The organism is Pantoea jilinensis (assembly GCF_019104105.1).
In the GTDB taxonomy this organism is placed as follows: domain Bacteria; phylum Pseudomonadota; class Gammaproteobacteria; order Enterobacterales; family Enterobacteriaceae; genus Pantoea; species Pantoea eucalypti.
Map to the genome: position 1 here is coordinate 2,025,826 of NZ_CP077746.1, position 22,472 is coordinate 2,048,297.

At 55.4% G+C, this 22,472-nt stretch carries 24 protein-coding genes; 12 read left to right on the plus strand and 12 right to left on the minus strand.

Annotation, left to right across the window (positions count from 1 at the left end; translation table 11 throughout):
• Positions 1 to 63: 63 nt before the first annotated feature.
• Positions 64 to 1,500 carry an aldehyde dehydrogenase gene (aldA, locus tag KTJ90_RS09525; protein ID WP_003853700.1) on the minus strand — a complete coding sequence of 479 codons (1,437 nt, stop codon included), beginning with the start codon at positions 1,498 to 1,500 and terminating at the stop codon, positions 64 to 66.
• Between the two features lie 194 nt (positions 1,501 to 1,694).
• Here aldA and KTJ90_RS09530 point away from each other — a divergent pair, with 194 nt between their 5' ends.
• Positions 1,695 to 1,961 carry a DksA/TraR family C4-type zinc finger protein gene (locus KTJ90_RS09530; protein WP_003853696.1) on the plus strand — a complete coding sequence of 89 codons (267 nt, stop codon included), beginning with the start codon at positions 1,695 to 1,697 and terminating at the stop codon, positions 1,959 to 1,961.
• 3 nt (positions 1,962 to 1,964) lie between these two features.
• Here the strand turns inward: KTJ90_RS09530 and KTJ90_RS09535 are convergent, their stop codons facing one another.
• Entirely contained in the window at positions 1,965 to 2,063 is a 99-nt protein-coding gene (locus KTJ90_RS09535) for a YoaK family small membrane protein (protein WP_008925225.1), read from the minus strand.
• A 43-nt stretch (positions 2,064 to 2,106) separates the two neighbouring features.
• On the minus strand, positions 2,107 to 2,430 hold the full coding sequence (locus KTJ90_RS09540; RefSeq protein WP_003853693.1) for a hypothetical protein: 324 nt from the start codon (positions 2,428 to 2,430) through the stop codon (positions 2,107 to 2,109).
• Between the two features lie 359 nt (positions 2,431 to 2,789).
• Here KTJ90_RS09540 and rhaT point away from each other — a divergent pair, with 359 nt between their 5' ends.
• A complete protein-coding gene (gene rhaT, locus KTJ90_RS09545; protein WP_003853691.1) occupies positions 2,790 to 3,824 on the plus strand; it encodes an L-rhamnose/proton symporter RhaT in 1,035 nt (344 codons plus the stop codon).
• A 302-nt stretch (positions 3,825 to 4,126) separates the two neighbouring features.
• Here the strand turns inward: rhaT and rhaR are convergent, their stop codons facing one another.
• Together rhaR and rhaS are read right to left on the minus strand one after the other, a co-directional pair.
• Complete coding sequence (gene rhaR, locus KTJ90_RS09550; protein ID WP_003853690.1) at positions 4,127 to 4,993, minus strand: HTH-type transcriptional activator RhaR; 867 nt, start codon at positions 4,991 to 4,993, stop codon at positions 4,127 to 4,129.
• 11 nt (positions 4,994 to 5,004) lie between these two features.
• Positions 5,005 to 5,826 carry an HTH-type transcriptional activator RhaS gene (gene rhaS, locus KTJ90_RS09555; protein WP_003853688.1) on the minus strand — a complete coding sequence of 274 codons (822 nt, stop codon included), beginning with the start codon at positions 5,824 to 5,826 and terminating at the stop codon, positions 5,005 to 5,007.
• A gap of 291 nt (positions 5,827 to 6,117) precedes the next feature.
• On the opposite strand from rhaS, the gene rhaB reads away from it, so the two are divergent.
• From rhaB to rhaM, 4 genes are read left to right on the plus strand one after another with little or no spacing between them, the layout of a single operon-like run.
• Positions 6,118 to 7,590, plus strand: coding sequence for a rhamnulokinase (rhaB, locus tag KTJ90_RS09560; RefSeq protein WP_003853687.1), 1,473 nt, complete (start codon positions 6,118 to 6,120; stop codon positions 7,588 to 7,590).
• Positions 7,583 to 8,839 carry an L-rhamnose isomerase gene (locus tag KTJ90_RS09565; protein WP_003853686.1) on the plus strand — a complete coding sequence of 419 codons (1,257 nt, stop codon included), beginning with the start codon at positions 7,583 to 7,585 and terminating at the stop codon, positions 8,837 to 8,839. The genes rhaB and KTJ90_RS09565 overlap by 8 nt, the downstream gene beginning before the upstream one ends.
• Before the next feature lie 10 nt (positions 8,840 to 8,849).
• The gene (gene rhaD / locus KTJ90_RS09570; RefSeq protein ID WP_008925223.1) at positions 8,850 to 9,692 is read left to right on the plus strand and encodes a rhamnulose-1-phosphate aldolase; all 843 of its coding nucleotides are present in this window, start codon (positions 8,850 to 8,852) and stop codon (positions 9,690 to 9,692) included.
• Positions 9,682 to 9,996 carry an L-rhamnose mutarotase gene (gene rhaM / locus KTJ90_RS09575; protein ID WP_003853684.1) on the plus strand — a complete coding sequence of 105 codons (315 nt, stop codon included), beginning with the start codon at positions 9,682 to 9,684 and terminating at the stop codon, positions 9,994 to 9,996. Before rhaD ends, rhaM begins: the two co-directional genes overlap by 11 nt.
• Positions 9,997 to 10,030: 34 nt before the next feature.
• Here the strand turns inward: rhaM and KTJ90_RS09580 are convergent, their stop codons facing one another.
• On the minus strand, positions 10,031 to 10,681 hold the full coding sequence (locus KTJ90_RS09580) for a TetR/AcrR family transcriptional regulator (protein WP_003853682.1): 651 nt from the start codon (positions 10,679 to 10,681) through the stop codon (positions 10,031 to 10,033).
• Between the two features lie 308 nt (positions 10,682 to 10,989).
• On the opposite strand from KTJ90_RS09580, the gene bhsA (KTJ90_RS09585) reads away from it, so the two are divergent.
• Together bhsA (KTJ90_RS09585) and bhsA (KTJ90_RS09590) are read left to right on the plus strand one after the other, a co-directional pair.
• Positions 10,990 to 11,247 (plus strand): multiple stress resistance protein BhsA, encoded by a 258-nt coding sequence (gene bhsA / locus KTJ90_RS09585; protein ID WP_003853680.1) that lies wholly within the window; start codon positions 10,990 to 10,992, stop codon positions 11,245 to 11,247.
• A gap of 37 nt (positions 11,248 to 11,284) precedes the next feature.
• The gene (bhsA, locus tag KTJ90_RS09590; protein WP_003853679.1) at positions 11,285 to 11,542 is read left to right on the plus strand and encodes a multiple stress resistance protein BhsA; all 258 of its coding nucleotides are present in this window, start codon (positions 11,285 to 11,287) and stop codon (positions 11,540 to 11,542) included.
• A gap of 77 nt (positions 11,543 to 11,619) precedes the next feature.
• Here the strand turns inward: bhsA (KTJ90_RS09590) and KTJ90_RS09595 are convergent, their stop codons facing one another.
• The 3 genes from KTJ90_RS09595 to ynfM form a co-directional block, all read right to left on the minus strand.
• On the minus strand, positions 11,620 to 12,804 hold the full coding sequence (locus KTJ90_RS09595; protein WP_003853676.1) for a sugar transporter: 1,185 nt from the start codon (positions 12,802 to 12,804) through the stop codon (positions 11,620 to 11,622).
• Between the two features lie 286 nt (positions 12,805 to 13,090).
• A complete protein-coding gene (locus KTJ90_RS09600; protein ID WP_003853675.1) occupies positions 13,091 to 13,351 on the minus strand; it encodes a hypothetical protein in 261 nt (86 codons plus the stop codon).
• A 157-nt stretch (positions 13,352 to 13,508) separates the two neighbouring features.
• On the minus strand, positions 13,509 to 14,759 hold the full coding sequence (ynfM, locus tag KTJ90_RS09605) for a multidrug efflux MFS transporter YnfM/SxtP(Kp) (RefSeq protein ID WP_033762986.1): 1,251 nt from the start codon (positions 14,757 to 14,759) through the stop codon (positions 13,509 to 13,511).
• Positions 14,760 to 14,854: 95 nt separating this feature from the next.
• Between ynfM and KTJ90_RS09610 the strand changes: the two genes are divergently transcribed.
• From KTJ90_RS09610 to KTJ90_RS09625, 4 genes are all read left to right on the plus strand, one after another.
• The gene (locus KTJ90_RS09610) at positions 14,855 to 15,748 is read left to right on the plus strand and encodes a LysR family transcriptional regulator (protein ID WP_003853669.1); all 894 of its coding nucleotides are present in this window, start codon (positions 14,855 to 14,857) and stop codon (positions 15,746 to 15,748) included.
• A 130-nt stretch (positions 15,749 to 15,878) separates the two neighbouring features.
• The gene (gene mlc, locus KTJ90_RS09615; RefSeq protein WP_003853668.1) at positions 15,879 to 17,096 is read left to right on the plus strand and encodes a sugar metabolism global transcriptional regulator Mlc; all 1,218 of its coding nucleotides are present in this window, start codon (positions 15,879 to 15,881) and stop codon (positions 17,094 to 17,096) included.
• Between the two features lie 113 nt (positions 17,097 to 17,209).
• The gene (gene bioD, locus KTJ90_RS09620) at positions 17,210 to 17,908 is read left to right on the plus strand and encodes a dethiobiotin synthase (RefSeq protein WP_003853666.1); all 699 of its coding nucleotides are present in this window, start codon (positions 17,210 to 17,212) and stop codon (positions 17,906 to 17,908) included.
• Positions 17,909 to 18,088: 180 nt separating this feature from the next.
• Positions 18,089 to 19,465 (plus strand): nucleobase:cation symporter-2 family protein, encoded by a 1,377-nt coding sequence (locus KTJ90_RS09625; RefSeq protein WP_003853664.1) that lies wholly within the window; start codon positions 18,089 to 18,091, stop codon positions 19,463 to 19,465.
• Between the two features lie 301 nt (positions 19,466 to 19,766).
• On the opposite strand, the gene osmV is transcribed toward KTJ90_RS09625, so the two are convergent.
• From osmV to KTJ90_RS09640, 3 genes are read right to left on the minus strand one after another with little or no spacing between them, the layout of a single operon-like run.
• Complete coding sequence (gene osmV, locus KTJ90_RS09630) at positions 19,767 to 20,903, minus strand: osmoprotectant ABC transporter ATP-binding protein OsmV (protein WP_003853663.1); 1,137 nt, start codon at positions 20,901 to 20,903, stop codon at positions 19,767 to 19,769.
• Positions 20,903 to 21,550: an osmoprotectant ABC transporter permease OsmW gene (gene osmW / locus KTJ90_RS09635; protein WP_003853661.1), complete on the minus strand. Its 648-nt coding sequence runs from the start codon at positions 21,548 to 21,550 to the stop codon at positions 20,903 to 20,905. The genes osmV and osmW overlap by 1 nt, the downstream gene beginning before the upstream one ends.
• A 9-nt stretch (positions 21,551 to 21,559) precedes the next feature.
• Positions 21,560 to 22,471, minus strand: coding sequence for a glycine betaine ABC transporter substrate-binding protein (locus tag KTJ90_RS09640; RefSeq protein ID WP_003853659.1), 912 nt, complete (start codon positions 22,469 to 22,471; stop codon positions 21,560 to 21,562).
• Between the last annotated feature and the right edge of the window lies 1 nt (position 22,472).

The following is a 22,472-nucleotide window of genomic DNA, read 5'->3' on the forward strand; positions in this document are numbered from 1 at the left end:
TTAGCTGGCCCATTTTGTGGCTGACAACGTCAGGAACGGGAGGCGTTAAGATCGAGCCTTCGTTTAACTGAACTGCAGGTAAGCAACATGGGTCTGCAGATACTCCTCCAGGCCATGTTTCCCATCGGCACCGCCGATACCCGACCTGCGCCATCCGGCATGAAAGCCCTGCATCGCCTCAAAGTTCTCACGATTAACATAGGTCTCGCCGAACTTCAGCTTTCGCAACGCGGTCATGGTGGTATTGATATTCCGGGTATAAATTGAGGACGTCAGCCCATACTCGCAGTCGTTAGCCAAAGCGATCGCCTCATCCAGCGTTTTGAACTTCATCACCGGCAGCACCGGGCCAAAAATTTCCTCCTGCATAATCGCCATCTCCTGACGCACATCGGTAAGCAGCGTCGGTTCAAAGAAGAAGCCCTTATCCCCGGCGCGCTTGCCGCCCAGCACCACTCTGGCGCCGGCGGCGACGGCGTCTGCTACTTTCTGCTCAACCCGATCCCTTGCCGCGCCCGTAATCAGTGGCCCCATGTCGATATCACTGCGTTCGGCGGGATCGCCAAACGTAACCTGTTGAAACGCCGTGGTCAGCGCGCTGATAAAGCGCGCGTAGATGCCTTCCTGCACATAGACACGCTCTGCGCAGTTACAGACCTGACCGCTGTTGATCATCCGCGAACTGACAATTGCCTGAACCGCCAGATCGAGATCGGCGTCATCCATCACGATAGCCGGGGCTTTGCCGCCCAGTTCCAGCGACACTTTGGTGACATTTTTAGCAGCGGCTTCCATGGTAGCGATACCTGCGCCGACGCTACCGGTCAGGCTCACCAGCCCGACTTTGGGGTTTGCCGCCAGCTCCTGTCCCACTTCCGGACCCAGACCGTAGACAATGTTAATCACGCCCGCTGGCAGACCCAGCGTGTGAATGATGTCGGCAAAAATGGCCGCATTGTCTGGCGTCAGCTCACTGGGTTTAATCACGATAGTGTTGCCAGTAATCAGGGCAGGCGCCGCTTTACGGGCAATCAGGAAGAAGGGGAAGTTCCACGGTAAAATCCCGGTGGTAACGCCAATCGCTTTTTTGAACAAAAAGATGTTTTCATTGGGTCGGTCGCTGTTGATGATCTCTCCTTCGTAACGTCGCGCCCACTCCGCCATGTAATCAAGGTAGTTGGCGGTGAACAGCACTTCGGTCTTCGCCAGTCCCTGGGTTTTTCCACCCTCAGCCACAATCGTTGCCGTCAGTTCAGGCTCCCGGTCGCGGATGGCGCTGGCAATTTTGTGCAGCCAGGTGCCACGCTCCACTGCGGGCAGATTCTCCCACGCTGGCTGAGCCGCTTCTGCGGCGTTGATGGCACGGCTGGCATCCTGACGAGTGCCTTCGGGAATACGTGACAGCAGCGCCTCAGTGGCCGGGTTGATCACCTCAATCCACTGGTCACCGTGATGGGCGACGAACTCGCCATTAATGTAATGTTGATGATGTGTTGTCATTCGCTTTGCTCTCCGCTATCGATATGTTGCAGTGATGTAATCGCAGAGTGAAACAGATCGTTAAGCGTGACCTTTAGCTGAGTGCCAGGTGCCGTAATCGGCTGGCAGCCAATCACAGGTATCGGTAAGTTCTGAGGCAAAAACGTCAATCTGTTGTAGATTTAAAGAAGTGAAGTCGTGAAAGGGGTTAAATAATGGCAAGCGGATGGGCTGCAGAAGGCGCAGTACAGGAACAGATTGATAGCACCGTGAACGACGGTATTGAGCGGGTAAGGCAGTCAATCGGGCAGGGCGAAAGCGCCACAGAATGCGAACTCTGCGGCGAGCCAATTCCTGAAGCACGTCGTCAGGCACTTAAAGGCGTGCACTATTGCGTGGCGTGTCAGGAAAAAATCGACAAACAGCAGCAGAGCACCAGCCTGTATAATCGTCGGGGCAGTAAAGATAGTCAGCTGCGCTAACCCTCAGGAGCCTGGCATCGCCAGGCCGCTGCCAATAAACCATGCCAGAAACCCTACACCCGCCACAATAATGGCGATCGGAAACAAAATTCCAATTCTCATATTCAACCTGCTGCAAACAGCGTTTTCAGGGGCCACGATCTTATCATGAGATCTGGAGAACGGCGCGATGGGTTTTCAGCAGGGTAAAGAGCTGAAACTGCGTTGCATCACTCTCTTCGCGCAACACTTCCCCTTTTTTATAGACAATATGATGCACATGGCCGAGCTGACGCCAGACTACAATCGCTGAGGCGATGAGAGCGCAATGCTGTTCTGACTGCAGACACTCGATGGTGGCATAGTGCGTTTCATCCAGGCCATTCACAAACACCTTTATCGCATCTGCGGGTAATATTGCCCTGATGTCATCCAGCATCACCCGGCTGACTGACTGTGAAAGAAACAGTGTTAACCATTTTGATGTCATCCCAATCCCTGATCCGATCAATTTTCCCCAGTTTATACAATCCTGGCTGGGTTTATAAAAGGCTTCTTTGCAGACTTGCCACTCCATCAGCCTTTATGGCAGCCATAACAGAATTGTGCTGCGCTACACAGCAGAACAGTAAAAAACAGTGAATAATAAGTAAGTTACCTTTGCGCTGGTCCAGTTTTATAACAACTGTGAAATTGTGATCCCTGACAGGAATAACGGTCAGAAATTGCCACGCTGCTGCGGTTTCCGGCATTTATCCAAAGGCTGAGGAATTCCTGCAAAACGTAGACTGCCTGCTGAGCGGAAGCAGACAGGTTTCCGACAGGCCTCAACCAAACCGGGGAATAATAATGAACAGTGCCATTATTGCGGGTATCTTCTGGCATTTTGTCGGCGCAGCCAGCGCGGCGTGTTTCTATGCGCCGTTTAAACAGGTGAAAAGATGGTCATGGGAAACCATGTGGTCAATTGGCGGCCTGATGTCGTGGCTAATCCTGCCCTGGACGGTGAGTGCCATTTTGCTGCCGGACGTTATGGCCTATTACAGCAGTTTTACGCTGTCGCAACTCACGCCGGTATTTCTGTTTGGCGCGATGTGGGGAATAGGCAATATCAACTATGGTCTGACCATGCGCTATCTCGGGATGTCGATGGGTATTGGTATCGCGATTGGCATCACCCTGGTGGTTGGTACGCTGATGACGCCGCTGTTGCAAGGGCGCTTTGGTGAGCTGTTCGCCTCGTCGGGTGGCCGGTTAACGCTACTGGGTGTCATGGTGGCGCTGATTGGTGTGGGGATTGTGACACGCGCCGGGTTGTTAAAGGAGCGCGCGCTGGGGATCAACGCGGAGGAATTCAATCTCAAAAAGGGACTGGTGCTGGCGGTGATGTGCGGCATTTTCTCGGCAGGCATGTCGTTTGCGATGGATGCGGCGAAACCGATGCATCAGGCTGCCGCTAATCTCGGCATCGATCCGCTTTATGTGGCCTTACCCAGTTACGTGGTCATCATGGGCGGCGGGGCGTTGATCAATCTGGGCTTCTGTTTCTGGCGGCTGGCCACCCGGCCGGAGCTGTCAGTGCGTAAAGACTTTTCCGTCGGGAAGTCACTGCTGATTGCGAATACCGCGTTTGCCGTGCTTGGCGGCACCATGTGGTATCTGCAGTTCTTCTTCTACGCCTGGGGACATGCGCGAATCCCGGCACAGTATGACTATGTCAGCTGGATGCTGCACATGAGTCTTTATGTCTTATGTGGGGGGCTGGTTGGGCTGCTGCTGAAAGAGTGGAAGTCAGCGGGACGTCGCCCGGTGAGCGTATTGTCGCTCGGCTGTGTGGTGATTATCATTGCCGCCAATATAGTCGGTCTGGGCATGGCGGCCTGATTGCTCACTCCGTCGGAGTTAAGTTACAGCAACCTATTAGCAGAACGTGCAGGAGACGGGGTCAGAAGAGGAAAGCGTCCCGCCGCCCTGGACAAAAACGCCGGGAGCTTTTTTGAACAACGCAACGCGTTGGCCCGGCCACGGGCGCACCTCATCCATGAGGTGCGTAATCGCGCGGACCGGGCATGTCACGGATCTAGCGTCTTTCCAGTCTGATCCTGTTCCCTGTAAAAACACTGTTTCACAACAATGCAGGGCTGCTTTTGTCTGTAACCTGAAAGGGCCTGCTATGCAGGCCCTTTTTAGTCAGACTCGGCACTCTTCAGTGCCTGCCGGGGCGCGATAAATCGCTGGCGCCAGGCGCTGGGCGCTAACCCGGTATCACGGGTGAAGACGACAGAAAAATAGTTACTGTCATCAAAACCGCAGCGGGCGGCGACCTCACTAATCAGACAATCCTGGGTGCGCAGCAGATATTTTGCCTGACAGAGCTGAAGCTGACGCAGGTAATGACCGATGGTCATGCCGGTCTGCTGACGGAAAAGCTGCCTCAGCGCCCGTTCGCTGAGTCGATTCTGCTGGCAAAACGCCGCCAGATCGAAGGGGCGGGCAATCGCACCCTGTAAAGCCGACATCAGCAGATCCAGCTGTTCACCCTCCGGTAACGCCCATGGACGGTCAGCGGCGTAGCCGTGGCGACGCAGAATCAGCGCCAGCTGTAAAAACAGCGCCTCTGAGAGCTGCACGGACAGCGGATCGCTTTTGCGGCTTTCTCGTTCCAGCTGGCTGATCACGCCCCGTGCCAGCGCCATCCCTCGCGTGGTCAGCCGCCAGCCGCCCGGTTCATCCGCGTCCTGTTGCGGCAGCAAATGGTTCCAGTCAAGGGCAAGACCAAAGCGATCGCGGCAATAGAGGATGTTATCCAGCACCAAATCATTGACGCTGTCGTAGCTGTGGCAATCACTGTCGCGGATGTAAAAAACGTCGCCGCAGGTTATCAGCCAGGGACGATCGTTGAGGATATGCAGGCCGTTGCCGCGCCAGACAATCACGATTTCGCTGAACGTGTGTCGGTGCGGCGGGAAAGAGGGTTGTGGCATCCTTTCAGCCACCGCCACCGGCAAAGTAGTGGCGGGAAAATAGTCATCCCGACTGAGTATCAACGCCATGTTCGCCTCCATTACAGCATTTGCTGACGCTCCGTTCGCGGTGCGCAGCCAAATTCGCGCCTGAACAGCGTTGAGAAATGGTTGCTGTCACCAAATCCACACTGGAAGGCAATATCAGTAATGCGCATATCACTGTGACGCAGCAGATGACGGGCCTGTAATAGCCGCAGACGGTTAAGATAGCGCTGCGGCGTGCTGCCGGTCTGCTGCTTCATTTGCCGATGCAGCGTACGCAGCGACAGTGAGAAGCGATCGGCCAGCTCATCCCAGACAATCTCGTCACTGTAGTGATCACCCAGCCAGTCAAGCAGGCGATGCAACCGTGCCTCCAGATCCTGACTCTGTCCGTCAATGCATGCTTCTCGCAACAGCACCAGCAGCTGTAAAAAAAGCTGCTCCTGTCGTGCCTGCTTCTCCAGCGACCAGCTCTCATCGGGCTGCATTTGCGATGCCACACACAGCGCCTGCGTCATCACTTTGTGATTGATGCGCCAGTGAGAGCGATATTGCCCATCCTGATCGCGGGGCAGTAAGGCCTGTAGCCCGGAGAGAAAGCGAAACGCGCCGGGACTGCGATAGAGCACGTTGGTCAGGCAAAGATTATCTGTCTGCTCATAGAGATGACGATCGTGATCCCGAACAAAGCAGACGCACCCCGCGCAAAGCGTTTGTGGCTGACCATTGAATACATGAATGCCGGCGCCTTGTTCAACCAGCACAATCTCATGGAAGTCATGATGATGTTCCGGAAAGGCTGCCTGCGGGTGTCGGGGTTCTATTGCTATGGCGTAATCACCTTCGGGGAAGAAATCCGCACTGTGTAAAATGGTCATGATCTTCTCTCGCTACTTTACAAAACCGTAACGCAGTCTAATCAGCCCGCCAACACCTTACCTTGAATTTTCATCCTGACTCAGCAGGAATCACGCTGATTTTTCAAGATATCCTCAGCAGTTAATCATTTTGCGGCAGGGGTCACATCCTCCTCACTGCCGCCTCTGTGATCTCTCTCACGAAGTTCTTTGCCAGTCTGCCAAGGCCTGTCCGCCGCTGGCACTCCGGGGAAGGTGTGAAACCCCTAAGATTTTTACGCTGTGACGACGCAATCACAGGAAACCGCCGCTATGACCAGGAGAAGTTTTGTTGCTATCGATCTCGGCGCCTCCAGTGGACGGGTTATGCTCGCCAGCTGGGAGGCAGCGCAGCGCAAGCTGATGCTGCGTGAGGTCCGGCGCTTTAACAATACGCGTCAACATCGTGCCGGTTATGACTGCTGGGATCTGATGCTGCTGGAGCAGGAGATCCGCGCCGGGCTGGCTCAGTTAGATGAAGAAGGCATTGTGCCGGACAGTCTCGGCATCGACACCTGGGGCGTTGATATGGTGCTGCTGGACGCACAGGGCCAGCCGGTGGGTGAGGCGGTCAGCTACCGCGATGCGCGCACTCACGGTGTGATGGAGCAGGCGCATCAGGAACTGGGCCGCAGTGCTATCTATGCCCGCACCGGCATTCAGTTTCTGCCATTTAACACGCTCTATCAGATGCGCGCCCTGCATCTGCAACAGCCCGACTGGCAGGCCCGCGTAGTACATGCACTGATGATTCCCGATTACCTGCATTTTCGTCTGACCGGCAACCTTAACTGGGAATACACCAACGCCACTACCACGCAGATGCTCAATATTCACAGCGGCGAGTGGGATCGTGATTTGCTCGCCTGGGCGGGGGTGGATGCGCAGTGGTTCGGACAGCCGCAGGCACCGGGCAATACCGTCGGCCACTGGATTAACCGCGCAGGCATACCGGTTCCGGTCATCGCGGTCGCCACGCACGACACGGCCAGCGCAGTGCTGGCAACGCCGCTGATGCAGGATGACGCCGCCTATCTGAGCTCCGGGACCTGGTCGCTGATGGGCTTTGAAAGTCTGCAGCCCTATGCCAGCGACGCCGCGCTGCGCGCCAATATCACCAATGAGGGGGGCGCAGAGGGTTATCGCGTACTTAAAAACATTATGGGCTTGTGGCTGTTGCAGCGCATCTGTGCCGAACTGCAGATTGACGATCTTAACGCGCTGATTGAAGAAACAGCCCGCCAGCCCGCCTGTGTCTCACTGATCAATCCCAACGATGCCCGCTTTATTAATCCCGACAGCATGGTAAGCGAAATTCAGAATGCCTGTGCAGAGCAGGACATGCCGGTGCCGCAATTTGCCGCTGCGCTGGCGCGCTGCATTTTTGACAGCCTGGCACTCCTCTATCGCGACGTGATTCACGAACTTGCACAACTACGTGGCAAATCTTTCAGCCAGCTGCACGTAGTGGGTGGTGGCAGTCAGAATCGTTTTCTGAACCAGCTTTGCGCCGATGCCTGCCAGATTCCGGTGCTGGCCGGTCCGGTTGAGGCCTCCACGCTGGGCAATATTGGGTGCCAGCTGATTGCGCTGGGCGAGCTGAGGGATGTGGCGGATTTTCGCTGCAGCGTTATTAACAACTTTCCGCTCGAAAAATTCGAACCGCAAACTCACAGCGTCTTGAGTGCCAGTCAGGCACGCTTCGCGACGCTGACTCAACCCGCTAAGGAAACCATTTATGACTAAGCAGATTGAACAGGCTTTTGAACTGGCTAAACACCGCTACGCCGACATGGGGGTTGATGTTGAACAGGCTATTCGTCAGCTGGACCGCATCCCGGTTTCGATGCACTGCTGGCAGGGGGATGACGTCCGGGGATTTGAAAACCCACAGGGCCCATTGACCGGCGGTATTCAGGCGACGGGTAACTATCCAGGGCGAGCACGTAACGCCGATGAACTCCGCAGAGATATCGACAAAGCGATGTCCCTGATTCCCGGTGCAAAACGCCTGAATCTGCACGCCATCTATCTGGAAAGCGACAAACCCGTGACGCGCGATGCGATTGAACCTGCCCATTTTGCCCATTGGGTTGACTGGGCGAAAGAGCACAATTTAGGGCTGGATTTTAATCCCAGCTGCTTCTCGCATCCGATGAGCGCAGACGGTTTTACGCTGTCGCACAGTGATAAAACCGTGCGTCAGTTCTGGATCGATCACTGCAAAGCGAGTCGCCGTATTTCCGCCTATTTTGGTGAGCAACTGGGCTCGCCATCAGTGATGAATATCTGGGTGCCAGACGGCATGAAAGATATCACCGTGGATCGACTGGCTCCGCGTCAGCGTCTGATGAGCGCACTGGATGAGGTCATCTCAGAAAAACTCAACCCGCAGCACCATATCGATGCGGTAGAGAGCAAATTGTTTGGCATTGGCGCAGAGAGCTATACGGTAGGTTCCAGTGAGTTTTGTCTCGGCTACGCTGCCAGCCGCCAGACGGCGTTGTGCCTGGATGCAGGCCATTTCCATCCCACCGAAGTGATCTCCGACAAAATTTCTGCCGCGATGCTCTATGTGCCGCGTCTGCTGCTGCATGTCAGCCGTCCGGTGCGCTGGGACAGCGACCATGTGGTGCTGCTGGACGATGAAACTCAGGCGATCGCGAATGAGATCGTTCGTCACCAGTTGTTCGATAAAGTCCATATCGGGCTCGATTTCTTTGACGCCTCTATCAACCGCATTGCCGCCTGGGTTATCGGCACACGCAACACGAAAAAAGCGCTGCTGCGTGCCTTGCTGGAGCCCACCGACCGTTTGCGGCAGGCCGAAAACAGCGGTGATTACACCGCACGGTTGACCCTGCTGGAAGAGCAAAAATCGCTGCCGTGGCAGGCAGTATGGGAAGCGTGGTGCCTGCGCCATGATGTCCCGGCTGATGCCAGCTGGTTAGGTGATGTCCGTCACTATGAACAACAGATCTTGAGCCAACGTTAAGGATTTCATGATGCAAAACATTCTTTCTTCCGGGTTTGTTAAGGGAATGGTCAAAGCGACCAGTGATATGTGGCTGAAGGGCTGGGACGAACGCAACGGCGGCAACGTCAGCCTGCGTCTGCTGGAGGAGGAGGTCAAACCCTTCGTCCACGACTTCTGTAAAGCACCTCGCTGCATTGAGCTGACTCAACCGGCACCTTCGCTGGCAAACGACTGGTTTCTGGTGACCGGGTCTGGAAAATTCATGCGCAACGTTCAGCTTGATCCGGCGGATTGCCTGGCGCTGCTGCAGGTCGATGACAAAGGGCTCTCCTATACCATTCACTGGGGCCTGTCGAATGGCGGATTGCCGACCTCCGAGCTGGCGTCACACTTCCAGTCTCACGCGGTGCGTAAAGCGGTCAGCAAGGGCGCAGATCGGGTGATCATGCACTGTCACGCCACCAACTTTATGGCGTTGAGCTATGTGGTGGAGATGGATTCTGCCCGCTTTACCCGCCTGTTATGGGAAGGCAGCACTGAATGTCTGGTGGTCTTCCCGGATGGCGTGGGTGTGCTGCCATGGATGGTGCCCGGCACCGATGAAATCGGCGCGGCGACGGCCGGGCAGATGCAGTCGCACACGTTGGTAATGTGGCCGTTCCACGGCGTCTTTGGTACAGGCCCGACGCTCGATGAGACTTTTGGTCTGATAGACACAGCGGAGAAATCGTCCGAAGTGATCGTCAAAGTGCTGTCTATGGGCGGGATTCGCCAGAGCATTACCACAGAACAGCTGGTCGCATTGGGTGAGCGCTTCGGGGTGAAGCCGTGGCAACCCGCGCTGGATGTGGGGCCTGCTAATGCTGCGTAAAGCTTTTGTGATGCAGGTGAATGCCGACGCTCATGCAGAGTATGAGCGCCGCCACTCCCCGATCTGGCCGGAACTGGCTGAGACGCTGAAAGCGCATGGCGCACACAACTATGCTATCTGGCTGGACGCCGAACGGCATCTGCTCTTCGCCAGCGTTGAGATTGAATCTGAGGAGCGCTGGCACGCGGTGGCAAAGACGGAGGTGTGCCAGCGCTGGTGGGCATCAATGAAAGATTTAATGCCGTCGAATGCCGATAACAGCCCAATCAGTCAGCCGTTGAAACCGGTGTTCTTTCTGGAGTAGTGGAGGGAAAGGGCGGCATCGCCGCCCTGATGCTCTACCGTTTAGTCTGACACAGGCCGGTCAGCGTTGGCCACATCGCCATCAACGTATCAATAATACTATCAAGATCGTCGCGCTCAGCGCCTTCACGCGCCCGCACCGACATGCCCTGCAGCATACAACCCAGATAACGGGACAGCGCCGGAACATTGACTGACGCGCTCAGTTCGTTACGCTGCTGACGCGCCAGCAGAAAATCGCTTAATACATGCTCCTGCGACTGATGCTGCTGTTGCAGCATAGTGGCAATCTCCTTCGACGCCGCCGACAGGGCGGTTGAGGTGCAGATAAAGAAGCAGCCGCCGGGAGAGTCACGCTCAGTAAAGCAGGCGGCGGTGGCACGGAAATAGGCTTCAATTGCGCGATCTACGGGTAACGTATCGTCGCCTAACACCGCTTCTCGCCAGGCACTGAACTTCTCTATATAGCGATCCATCGCCGCACGGAACAACCCTTCTTTATTCACAAACTCTGCGTAAAGGGTCGGTGCTTTTGCACCGGTTGCGGCGACAAGATCGGACAGGGACGTTCCCTCATAACCGTGTGTCCAGAACAGGGTGAGTGCTTTATCAAGCGCAGCGTCACGATCAAACACTTTAGGTCGGCCACGGCATTTCTTTACATCACAATCCTGAACCTGGCTCATACATCCTCACTGACAGTAAAACATCCTATTAAATTACCGATCATTATAAAAATGTGCAAGGTCCGCTATGCATGCCCTCGGCCAGGGTTGCCATTTTGTGCGCCAGCGCAGTGTTATCGCCCCTATGGTTAAGTCAGAAAAGGGGCTGAAGCCCATAATCACGCCACTTCGCGATTAAAATAACGCTCATTAAATAAATATTGACGGCGAGCCCCGGCGGGGTCTATCATTTGTTTAACGGTCGTTAATTAAATAGCGACAACCTAATTCAGACCAACCAAATTCAACTACCGAATAGAGAGAAGATGATGAAAACCATTAAAACCACCCTGGCAGCACTGGCACTTACCACTCTGACTTTTGGCGCATATGCCGCTGACCTCGTCACCAGCGAACCGTCTAATCAGCAGCCAGTCGGCACCATCTCTGTACAGGGCGGCACTAACCTGACCTCCCTTGAATCACAGTTGAGTGCTAAAGCGGATGAAGCGGGTGCGAAATCGTTCCGTATCACCTCAACCAGCGGCCAGAACAAACTGCACGGCACGGCAGTGATTTATCAGTAAATCGGGTGTCGACAGAATCAGTGAGAGGGGATTTGTTATGAAACGTATTAGCTTGATGGTGACAGCGGCTTTGCTAAGCAGCATCTCATTTGCCAGTGTCGCGGCTCAGCAGGTCAGCAGTACACCGCCTGATGCGCAAAAAATCGGTGTCATCAGCGCGACGGGCAGTACTAATCTGACCTCGCTGGAGCAGCAACTGTCAGAAAAGGCCAGCGATGTCGGGGCAAAGTCTTTCCGCATCACTTCGACCTCTGGCAACAACAACCTGCATGGCACAGCCATTCTTTATAAGTAAAAGCACGATAAATATTCATAAACAGGCTTCAGATAAACCCACTTATCTGAAGCCTTTTTTATTCTTAAGTCACAGCCTTATCCGTTGCTCCGCAACTGGGGATAACGACGGAAGATGTAAATACACCAGAGTAACGCCACCAGCCCGATCATCCCGCCGACGTTCCCGACTTCCGCCATGCTCAGATGCAGACTGACCTGATTCCCCAGCAGCGCACCTGCGCCAATCCCGATATTATAAATCCCTGACATGAGCGACATTGCCACATCCGTGGCATCGGGTGCCAGTGACAGCACCCGCACCTGCATACCCAGTCCAATCATCATCATTGCCATGCCCCAGACAACGCACAGTGTTGAAATAGCGGCAGGTCGGACGGCAGCAAAAATCAGCAGCCCCATACAAAGGGTTATCAGTGCGATGGCGGCAATAAGCAGTCCGGAAGGGAATTTATTGCCGAGGGTACTGAACAGCACGCTGCCCACAATACCCGCTGAACCAAACAGCAACAGCAGCAGGGTCGTAAAATTGCCGCTGGAATGCGCCACATTCTGCATAAACGGCTCGATATAGCTGTAAGCGGTGTAATGCGCGGTCACCACCAGCGTCACCAGCAGATACATGCTGACCAGCGCGGGACGGCGAAACAGCATCGGCACACTGCTCAGCGAGCCGGTATGCTCACTCGGCAGGCGCGGCAGGATCCGCACCAGCATAATCATCAGCACCAGCGCCGAGAGGCCAATCGCGCCGAAGGTGGTACGCCAGCCAAGATACTGACCGACCACACGCCCAATCGGCACGCCCAGGACCATTGCCAGCGCAGTACCGGTCGCCAGCATACTCAGAGCCTGTGTTTTCTTGCCGGCGGGTGCAACGCGAATCGCCAGTGAGGCTGTAATCGACCAGAACACCGCGTGAGACAGGGCGATGCCCACACGTGACACCATCAGCGAGCGGAAATCCCAGGCGACGGTTGAAAGTATATGGCTGACGATGAAAATCAGGAATAGCACGCCCAGCAGCAGGCGTCGCTCGATATTACGGGTTAGCAGCATCAGCGGCAGTGAGAGCAGCGCGACGACCCAGGCATAGATAGTCAGCATGATCCCGACATCAGCCGTCGGCATTGAAAAGTCAGCGGCAATATCGGACAGCAGGCCAACCGGGACAAATTCGGTGGTATTGAAGACAAACGCAGCAATAGCCAGCAATACCACGCGTAGCCAGGCAGTCTTACGTGAAACAGTTGTTGATTGCATGAGGAGTCAAGCCAGTCAGAATAGCGAATGTGGATGTGACAGACACACCCAGTGAAAGTGACCTGCGTCACAAAATTAACCGCTATTGTAGTCAATAAACCGGGAAGAGAAACCTGATAACGCGCTTTTAATACTGAATTTTTTTTATCGCCCTGGCACCGGGCGATAGCCAGAGGTTATTACCCGCGACAACGCAAGGAGATCCTGTGCAGCAGCATAATCTATAAGCAAAATGTGACGGAGCAGCACGCCAGAGAGAACACCATCACCGTTAAAAGCCCTGCGCTTAACGCGACGTTGGCGTGTGCTTCAGGGCCACACTGAGCTGAGCTGCCGGATGGGTCGTATGATTGAGCGGACAGCAATTTTCACAGCCTATTGCACCCACATAATATTTTTTCGCCTGAAGAATAGCGGCGTTAACGTGGTAAAAACTGCCCAGAAACAGTCTGTTATCCATGTCGGGAAGATGAGGGCAACCCGCAGCATGGACGACATGATTATCGTTATATCCTGATTGTTTATTAACGTAATAGTAGAGAGCCACAGGCGTTCCTTGTTGCCGTGCTGAAAGGCAAAACAGATGAATTATGACAATAAAATGATTATAGCGGGAAACGCACACTTTGTTTGTTGTGGATCTGAATCAAACGTTCTGGAGGCGGTTTGCCAGACCCGGCGGGGCCTGGCAAACGTGCAGGCTGTCAGAGTTTTCTACTGTGCAGGCGCCAGGCAACCGCTAACGCCAGTATCAGCAGGACGCTGATAAATAGCGTAATACCGCCCCAGCCGAAGTTATGCCAGAACAGACCGCCCAGCGTACCCGCCACGCTGGAACCCACGTAATAGCTGAAAAGATAAAGCGAGGAAGCCTGTCCCCGCGCCCGACGCGCCCGGGGACCGATCCAGCCGCTGGCAACGGCATGAGCAGCAAAAAAACCGGCAGTGAACAGCATCATCCCAGGCAGGATCAGCCAGAGGGAGTTAAAGGCCGTTACCAGCAGGCCCAGTAACATGATGGCTGTCGCGCCCAGCATTACCGGCCCGCGCCCAATGCGGCTGGTCAGCGCGCCCGCTTTAGGCGAACTCCATGAGCCGGTCAGGTAGACCACGGATAACAACCCGACCACGGCCTGACTGAGATGCCAGGGCGCGTCCAGTAAACGATAGCCAATGTAGTTGAACAGGGTGACGAAGGCGCCCATCAGCAGGAAGCCTTCGGCAAACAACCACGGCAGGCCTGGATCGCGCCAGTGCAGCCGGAAGTTAATTAACAGATTACGCGGGCGCAGGGTGATGGGTCTGAAATGACGCGATGCGGGCAGGATCTTCCAGAACATCAGCGCGGAGGCCAGTGAAAAACAGCCGATTACCGCCACGGCGATCCGCCATGAGAAGAGGTCGGTCAGGACACCGCTGAGCAGACGCCCGCTCATTCCGCCTATGGAATTACCGCTGATATACAACCCCATGGAAAAGGCAACGACCCGTGCATCTATCTCTTCACTGAGATAGGTCATGCCCACCGCCGCAACGCCGCTAAGCGACAGGCCCATCAGCCCACGCATGATCAGAATGCCGTGCCAGCTGGTCATCGTGGCCGAGATCAGCGTACAGATGGCGGCGAGCATCAGGGCGGTCACCATCACCGATTTACGCCCGATAGCATCAGAGAGTGGGCCGGTGACGAGGAGGCCCAGCGCCATCAGACCGGTAGAGATGGAGAGCGACAGGCTGCTGGTCGCCGGAGAAACCCCAAACTGCTGTGACATGACTGGCAGAATCGGCTGCACACAATAGAGCAGGGCAAAGGTGGCCAGTCCGGCCGAGAAGAGTGCCAGCGTCACGCGCATAAACGCGGGCGTTCCGCGGCGAATGTATCCTGAAGCTGCCACAGATTCTGGCGGTGCAGACACCGCACTCTCATCCACGGCGGCCTGTATTGAGCGACTCACACATCATCCTTTCAGTCAGAAAACCAGTGGTCAGCATAGGAAAGTGGAATTATGATGTCTAATATATTAATAATCTCAAATAAGACGTTTAAAATATGAATATCGAGCTGCGTCACCTGCGCTACTTTATTGCGGTTGCCGAAGAGTTACATTTCGGGCGGGCAGCCCTGCGTCTGAATATCTCTCAGCCGCCGCTCAGCCAGCAAATAATGCAGCTCGAAACGGAAACGGGTGCCAGGCTATTTAATCGCACCAACCGCAGCGTGCAACTTACCGCAGCCGGAGAGCAATTACTGAGTGATGCCCGTGCGATTCTTTTACAGGTTGAGCAGGCGTCTGACCGCGCAGCCCGGCTGCATCGTGGCGAAGAGGGAGAGTTAAGAATTGGTTTTACCTCTTCGGCGCCGTTTACCGCGGTGGTCTCAGATGCACTGTTCCGGTTTCGTCAGCGCTGGCCACAGGTGCATATAAAGATGCAGGAGATCAACACCCGTCAGCAACTGGTCCCGTTGCACGAAGGACTGCTTGATCTTGGTGTGATGCGCAATACGCCGCTGCCGGCCGATTTGCGGCATCAGTTGCTGCTGAGTGAGCCGCTCTATGCCGTGGTGCATAAGGCCCATCCGCTGGCGGGCGCCGAAAAAATTTCGGTGACTGCGCTGGCGGCTGAACCCTTTGTCTTCTTCGATCCTCAGGGCGGCACCGCGCTTTACAGCGATATTCTGGCGCTGCTGCACCGCTATCACATCAAGCCCTATATCACGCAGGAAGTGGGTGAAGCGATGACCATCCTGGGGCTGGTCGCAACCGGTCTGGGCGTATCCATTCTGCCCGCCTCATTCCGGCGGGCGCGGCTGGCCGATCTGGTCTGGCTGCCGTTAACGGAAGAGGATGCCATTTCAGAGCTGTGGCTGGTCTGGTCTGCAGGACGTGAATTAAATGCCCAGATGCAGCACATGATGGCGTTGCTGCAGGAGAAGCAGCGCTGAACCCTGCCTGTCACCGCATCAATTTGTGCGATAAATCACATTTCTAATCAAATATTTGACGCTGTTGCCTGATCTGCCTCACCATGGCGCATGTTTATTTAGAAGCGCGAAAATAACCGGGAGCAGGGTTGTGAATCCGGACAGTCAACCTGGCCACATTGACCAGATTAAGCAGACCAATGCAGGTGTCGTATATCGATTAATTGATCGCTACGGTCCCATTTCGCGTATCGAACTTTCCCGCCGTGCCCAGCTCGCGCCGGCCAGCATCACCAAAATTGTGCGTGAAATGCTGGATGCGCATCTGGTGCAGGAGACCGAGTACCAGGACCCCGGCAGTCGTGGCCGTCCGGCGATTGGCCTGATACTGGACACCGATGCCTGGCACTATCTGGCGATTCGGTTGCATCGCGGCGCAATGACCTTCACGCTGCGCGATCTCAGCAGTCGGGCGCTGGCAGAAGACAGCCTGCCGCTGCCTGATGAATCTGCTCAGCCATTACTCTCCGCGCTAATAGAACAGGTCGATGCTTTTTTCATTCGTCATCAAAAGAAGCTGGAACGCCTGACGGCTATCGCTATCACCCTGCCAGGACTGATTAACGCCGCCTCCGGCGTGGTGCATCGTTTGCCAGGTTATGCGGTACGCGATATGCCGCTGGGCGATGCGCTGGCAGCGCGAACCGGCTTAGCGGTGTTTGTGCAGCACGACATTTCAGCCTGGACGCTGGCGGAATCGCTGTTTGGCGCCTCACGCGGTGCGCAGGACGTTATTCAGATTGTGATTGATGAAACCGTCGGTGCTGGCGTGATCAGTGGCGGTCAGCTGCTGCACAAAAGTGGCAGGGCACTGGTCGAAATCGGCCATACCCAGATAGACCCTTATGGTCAGCAGTGCTACTGCGGTAATCATGGCTGTCTGGAGACAGTAGCCAGTACCGGCAGTCTGCTCGCGCTGGCAGCGCAGCGTCTGCCAGCCCAGCCTGACAGCCTGCTCAACAACCAGCCGTTGACGCTTCAGTCACTGTGCGCGGCCGCGCAATCGGGCGACCGTCTGGCGCGCGACACCATTGCCAGCGTCGGGCACCACGTTGGCCGGATCCTGGCGATGATGGTCAACATCTTCAATCCACAACATATTCTTATAGGTTCTCCGCTCAATGCCGCCGCTGATGTGCTGTTTCCGGCGGTCAGCAATACGATTCTGCAGCAGTCACTGCCCGCTTACAGCGCGAGTATTGAGCTGGCACCCACTGAATTTAGCGAGCCAGGGACACTGGGCGGTGCCGCGCTAATCAAAGACGCCCTCTATAACGGACATCTGTTAGTGAAGTTGTTGCAAGGTTAAGCAGACCTGAACTTGCGCTAACGCAATCTGTTCCCCTCCTTCATTCCTTAAAATGCCGTTTCGCAGCAAGGTTAATCCCTGATTAATCGCAACGGTTTTAGAGGAGAAGTTGAGTGAACAGATTATTTGTTACCGGCACCGATACCGCAGTGGGCAAAACGGTGGTGTCACGCGCCCTGTTGCAAAGTTTTATACAGACCGGACACAGTGCAGTCGGCTATAAGCCTATCGCGCGATCTGCGGTTAAAACCCCGGATGGCCTGCGTAACAAAGATGCACAGGTTCTGCAAAGCGCGTCCTCCATCGACTTGCCTTATCAGGCAATCAATCCGCTGGTTTTCCAGGAAGAGGAGATCTGCACCCATCCCGCGCAGATCATCGACTATGGGTTGCTGACTCAGGGCTTAACCCGCCTGATGCAGCAGGCCAGTCGCGTGGTCGTTGAGGGCACAGGCGGCTGGCGCAGCCTGATGAACGATGGCCGTCCGCTCTCCTGCTGGGTCGTTGAGCAGCAACTGCCGGTGGTGCTGGTGGTCGGAATCCAGTCGGGCTGCATCAGTCACGCCTTGTTGACGGCAGAAGCAATTGCGCAGGATGGTCTCCCGCTGCTGGGCTGGGTAGGCAATCGTATTAACCCAGGACTGGCGCACTACAGCGACATTATCGGGATTCTGCGCGAAAAAATCGGCGCACCGCTGCTGGGCGAACTGCCTTATTTACCGCGTGCCGAACAACGCGACCTCACACCTTATATCGATATTTCCCTGCTGGAGCCGGACAGTTTGCACGCTGTGAGTGCAAAGATCGCCTGATTATGAAACAAAACGAGTCATCTGAGTCGGGAGTGAGCCTAAAGTTTCAGGCTCGTTTTCGACTCTCTGCAAAAATTTCTGTTTATATTTGAATGGCCTGACGCAGTTAACGCGAAACAACAACGTCATGGCGCAAAAAATGCATTAACTCCGCTTATCACAGTGAGCCGGAGTATCATCATGTCGCATTCGCACGAGAAAGGTTTGTTATATGGGCTTGAGGCCCGCATTGGTCCCGCCCCGGCGTTTCTGGCCGCATTGCAACATCTGCTCGCCAGCGTAGTGGGGATTATCACGCCACCGCTGATTATTGGTTCAGTTCTGGGATTAAATGCCTACATTCCTTATCTGATAAGCATGTCGCTGTTTGTTTCAGGGTTAGGCACTTTTATGCAGGCCAGACGCTTTTATGGCATTGGCGCGGGCATGATCTGCCTGCAGGGCACCAGTTTCGCGTTTCTCGGTGTGATTCTCTCCGGTGGGCTGATGGTGAAAGGGCGCGGCGGATCGCCAGAAGAGATTATGGCGATGTTGTTTGGCTGCAACCTGGTGGCAGCGCTGATTCCGATTCTGATTAGCCGCTGTGTGGGCTCACTGCGCAAAGTCCTGACGCCGGTTGTGACCGGCACAGTGATTACTCTCATCGGCATCAGCCTGATCAAGGTGAGCATCACCGACTGGGCTGGCGGTCACAACGCCACAGATTTTGGTTCGCCGGGGAATCTGGCGCTGGGAGCGCTGACGCTGCTGGTGATTGTGGCGCTTAACCGTTCGCGCAACCGCTGGGCAAGGCTGGTGGCAGTGGTGGCCGGCATCGCGGTGGGATGCGTGGCGGCAGTCTTAACCGGACATTTACAACTGCACGTCGCGCCGGAGAGCAGCTGGATGGTACTGCCAGCCTTCTTCCGGTTTGGTTTCGCCTTTGACTGGACTATCTTTCTGCCGATTGCACTCGTGTCGGTCATCGCCGTAATTGAAGCCGTTGGGGATCTCACGGCCAACTGCCTGATTTCACAGCAGCCCATCGCTGGCAAGCCTTTTCAGCAGCGGCTGCAGGGCGGTATTGTCGCTGATGGCCTGAGCTGTGTGCTGGCGGCGGTTTTCTCCGCCTTTCCTAACACCACGTTTGCGCAAAATAATGGGGTTATCCAGATGACGGGCGTTGCCAGTCGTTACGTAGGCATGCTCTTAGGCATTATGCTGGCGCTACTGGGGCTTTTTCCTTTTGTTGGCTCGCTGCTGCAGCAGATCCCGCCGCCAGTCCTTGGCGGAGCCACTATTGTGATGTTTGGCAGCGTCGTCGCTGCGGGTATCCGGGTGATGACACAGACGCCGCTGGGCCGCCGTGAGATGCTGATTGTCGCAATTTCACTCGGGATTGGTCTTGGCGTGGAAGCGGTGCCGGAGGTACTGAAGCAGTTCCCACCGCTAATTAACAGTCTGTTTGGTCATGCGGTAACGACCGGCGGTATTCTGGCGATTATGCTCAATCTGGTACTGCCAGACGAGGCATCTGCCGTGGAAGAGGTTGAGGCGGAAACACTGACTGAAAGTTAAAAGCTGAATAACGCACAACCGCTGAATAACGCACAACCGCTGAAGTTGCTCTGACAGACGGCTCAGAAATTCAAAGCGATGGGAGCATACGCCAGTAGCAAAGCATCGCGGACCAGGGATGGTCCGCGCTGAGCCCGCCAGGGATGGCGTGGTTTGCGTCTTTGCGGAGGGTGTATGCTCCCTGAGCTGGTAATAAATTAACAGTCATAATACGCCGTGACTTAACTGGCTTTAAGATGGAGTCGGCGAGGGGAATAGGGCCAGAGCGGCCCTTTTTCTGACTTATATCACTATTACGACATTATGGATTCAGACGACGACGGGTTCGACCCGAGCTGAGGTAATCCGCGATGTAATCCTGCGAAATCTCCCCGCTGTAGCGACCCTCTTCATCGACTATTGGCATCCAGACTGTATTGTGCTCATAGAGTTTGGACAACACCACGCGCAGGTTCTCTTCCGCTTTACCGGTGACCTTAAAGGTGTGCAGCTTCTCTTCACAACGGCCACTCACGTTACGCGCCTCGCGACGCTTCACGAAGCCCAGCGGCTTACCATCCTCATCGACCACGGTAATCGACCGCATATCGTTCTCATCCATGGTGCCAAAGGCTTCATCCAGTGGCGTTGAGCGGCGCACGGTGATGGTCGGCTGCTGATCAGTCACGTCTCCCGCCTGCACCAGTAACAGACGCTTAAGCGTGCGGTCCTGGCCCACAAACGAGCCAACGAAATCATTGGCCGGAGTCGCCAGCAACTCATCCGGGCTGGCGCACTGCACGATTTTACCCTGACCAAAGACGGCGATGCGGTCGCCTAGCTTGAGCGCCTCATCGATGTCGTGGCTCACCAGCATCACGGTTTTCTTCAACTGGCGCTGCATGTCGAGGAACTCGTTCTGGATCACTTCGCGGTTAATCGGGTCAACGGCACCAAACGGCTCATCCATCAGCAGCACCGGTGGATCCGCGGCCAGGGCGCGAATCACGCCGATACGTTGCTGCTGACCGCCGGACATCTCACGCGGATAGCGATGCAGGAACTTAGTCGGGTCCAGCGCGACCATGCTCATCAGCTCAGTGGCACGTTCACGACACTGCTTCTTGTCCCAGCCCAGCATGCGGGGCACTACAGTAATGTTCTCCTCAATGGTCATGTTGGGGAACAGACCTATCTGCTGGATGACATAGCCAATGTTGCGACGCAAAGTGGTGGTGTCCTGGGTACTGGTATCTTCGCCGTTGATCAGGATGCGGCCACTGGTGGCGGGGATCAGACGGTTAATCATTTTCAGCGTGGTAGTCTTACCGCAGCCCGATGGCCCCAGCAGCACACACATCTCACCGGCAGGTACGTGAAGGCTGACGTTATCGACGGCTTTGTTAGTGGTGCCGTTTTTCTGGGTAAAGGTTTTCGTCAGGTTTTCCAGCGTAATCATTATCGAATCCCCTTTGGAGTCAGCGCCTGCTGCAAACGGTGCAGCAGCCAGTCAAGAAAAATAGCCAGCAGACAAATCATCAGTGCCCCGGCAATCAACATACGAATATCACTGCCGCTGATCCCATCGAGCAGCAACTGGCCCAGACCGCCCGCGCCAATGACGGCAGCAATCGCCATCACGCCAACGTTCATCACCACGGCGGTACGGATGCCGCCAAAAATCACCGGCAGCGCCATCGGGATTTCAACCCAGCGCAGACGCTGCCAGAAGGTCATGCCGATGCCACGGCCCGCTTCACGCAGTCCATCCGGCAGATTCTCCAGTGCGGTGTGAGTGTTGCGCACAATCGGCAGCAGTGAGTAGAGGAACACCGCGGTGATCGCTGGCAGCGCGCCGATGCCCTGACCGATCAGCGAAAAGACCGGAATCATCAGACCAAACAGCGCAATAGTAGGAATGGTCAGCACCACGGTAGCGATACCGAGTATCGGCGTTGCCAGCCATCTGACACGCACGATCAGAATGCCCAGCGGCACGCCAATCACAATGGCCAGGCCGACCGCCACCAGCACCAGCCAGCTGTGCTGCCAGCTCAGGGTGAGCAGGGTGCTCCAGTTATCCATGATGTAGTGAAGGGTATCCACAGTGCCTCCTTACAGCATGTTTTTGGATTGAAGGAAATCACGCGCCACGGTTTCCGGTGACTCATGATCGATATCGACCCGCTTGTTCAGCTCTGTGATCGCCTCATCAGTGATCTGAGCAGAAAGCTGATTAAGCGCGGTATCCAGCCCCGGATGGCTCGCCAGCACATCCTTACGCACGACCGGCGTCACGTTGTAGCTCGGGAAGAAGTGTTTATCATCCTCCAGCACTTTCAGGTTGAAGCCCTTAACCCGTCCATCGGTGGTGTAGATCAGACCGGCATCGACGAATCCATCGCGAATTGCGTTGTAAACCAGACCCGGGTCCATCTGGCGGATCTGCGGCCGATCGAGCGCCAGGTTATAGGTTTTCTGCAGGGGTTTCAGGCCGTCAGAACGACCGGCGAACTCCAGATCCAGCCCCAGACGCCAGTTATGGTCCGGGTCAGATTTCCGCACCTGCTCAATTTTCGCAACCAGCTGCGAGAGGGTGGTGATGCCTTCTTTTTCGGCCCGCTCACGGGTCATGGCAAAGGCATAGGTATTGTTCATCGGTGCCGGATTAAGCCACACCAGTCCCAGCTTTGCATCCAGCTTTTTGACCGTTTCATAGGCCTGCTGCGAAGACATCGGCTTGTTGATATGGTTGAAGATAATCAGTGAGGTGCCGGTATATTCCCAGGTCATATCAATCTGCTTGTTCAGCAGTGCATTACGACCAATGGTAGTGGCGATATTACGTTTAGGGACCACCTCAAAACCTTTCTTCTGCAGCCACAGCACCGTCATCGCGGACAGGATATGCTGCTCGGTAAAACTTTTGGTTGCCATCACCAGCGGGGTGGCAGCCTGCGCCGTCTGGCTTAGCAGCAGCGTCGCAGTCAGCGCGACAACGCTTTTCTTAATCCACTTCGTTAGCATT

Coding starts and splice junctions, on each gene's coding strand:
- rhaR (WP_003853690.1), bottom strand. CDS start 4,993: ATGGCGTTGATACTCAGTCGGGATGACTATTTTCCCGCCACTACTTTG.
- rhaT (WP_003853691.1), top strand. CDS start 2,790: ATGAACAGTGCCATTATTGCGGGTATCTTCTGGCATTTTGTCGGCGCA.
- bhsA (WP_003853680.1), top strand. CDS start 10,990: ATGAAAACCATTAAAACCACCCTGGCAGCACTGGCACTTACCACTCTG.
- KTJ90_RS09530 (WP_003853696.1), top strand. CDS start 1,695: ATGGCAAGCGGATGGGCTGCAGAAGGCGCAGTACAGGAACAGATTGAT.
- KTJ90_RS09625 (WP_003853664.1), top strand. CDS start 18,089: ATGTCGCATTCGCACGAGAAAGGTTTGTTATATGGGCTTGAGGCCCGC.
- osmV (WP_003853663.1), bottom strand. CDS start 20,903: ATGATTACGCTGGAAAACCTGACGAAAACCTTTACCCAGAAAAACGGC.
- rhaB (WP_003853687.1), top strand. CDS start 6,118: ATGACCAGGAGAAGTTTTGTTGCTATCGATCTCGGCGCCTCCAGTGGA.
- rhaS (WP_003853688.1), bottom strand. CDS start 5,826: ATGACCATTTTACACAGTGCGGATTTCTTCCCCGAAGGTGATTACGCC.
- KTJ90_RS09565 (WP_003853686.1), top strand. CDS start 7,583: ATGACTAAGCAGATTGAACAGGCTTTTGAACTGGCTAAACACCGCTAC.
- KTJ90_RS09580 (WP_003853682.1), bottom strand. CDS start 10,681: ATGAGCCAGGTTCAGGATTGTGATGTAAAGAAATGCCGTGGCCGACCT.
- bhsA (WP_003853679.1), top strand. CDS start 11,285: ATGAAACGTATTAGCTTGATGGTGACAGCGGCTTTGCTAAGCAGCATC.
- KTJ90_RS09640 (WP_003853659.1), bottom strand. CDS start 22,471: ATGCTAACGAAGTGGATTAAGAAAAGCGTTGTCGCGCTGACTGCGACG.
- rhaD (WP_008925223.1), top strand. CDS start 8,850: ATGCAAAACATTCTTTCTTCCGGGTTTGTTAAGGGAATGGTCAAAGCG.
- rhaM (WP_003853684.1), top strand. CDS start 9,682: ATGCTGCGTAAAGCTTTTGTGATGCAGGTGAATGCCGACGCTCATGCA.
- KTJ90_RS09535 (WP_008925225.1), bottom strand. CDS start 2,063: ATGAGAATTGGAATTTTGTTTCCGATCGCCATTATTGTGGCGGGTGTA.
- KTJ90_RS09595 (WP_003853676.1), bottom strand. CDS start 12,804: ATGCAATCAACAACTGTTTCACGTAAGACTGCCTGGCTACGCGTGGTA.
- KTJ90_RS09540 (WP_003853693.1), bottom strand. CDS start 2,430: ATGACATCAAAATGGTTAACACTGTTTCTTTCACAGTCAGTCAGCCGG.
- KTJ90_RS09610 (WP_003853669.1), top strand. CDS start 14,855: ATGAATATCGAGCTGCGTCACCTGCGCTACTTTATTGCGGTTGCCGAA.
- aldA (WP_003853700.1), bottom strand. CDS start 1,500: ATGACAACACATCATCAACATTACATTAATGGCGAGTTCGTCGCCCAT.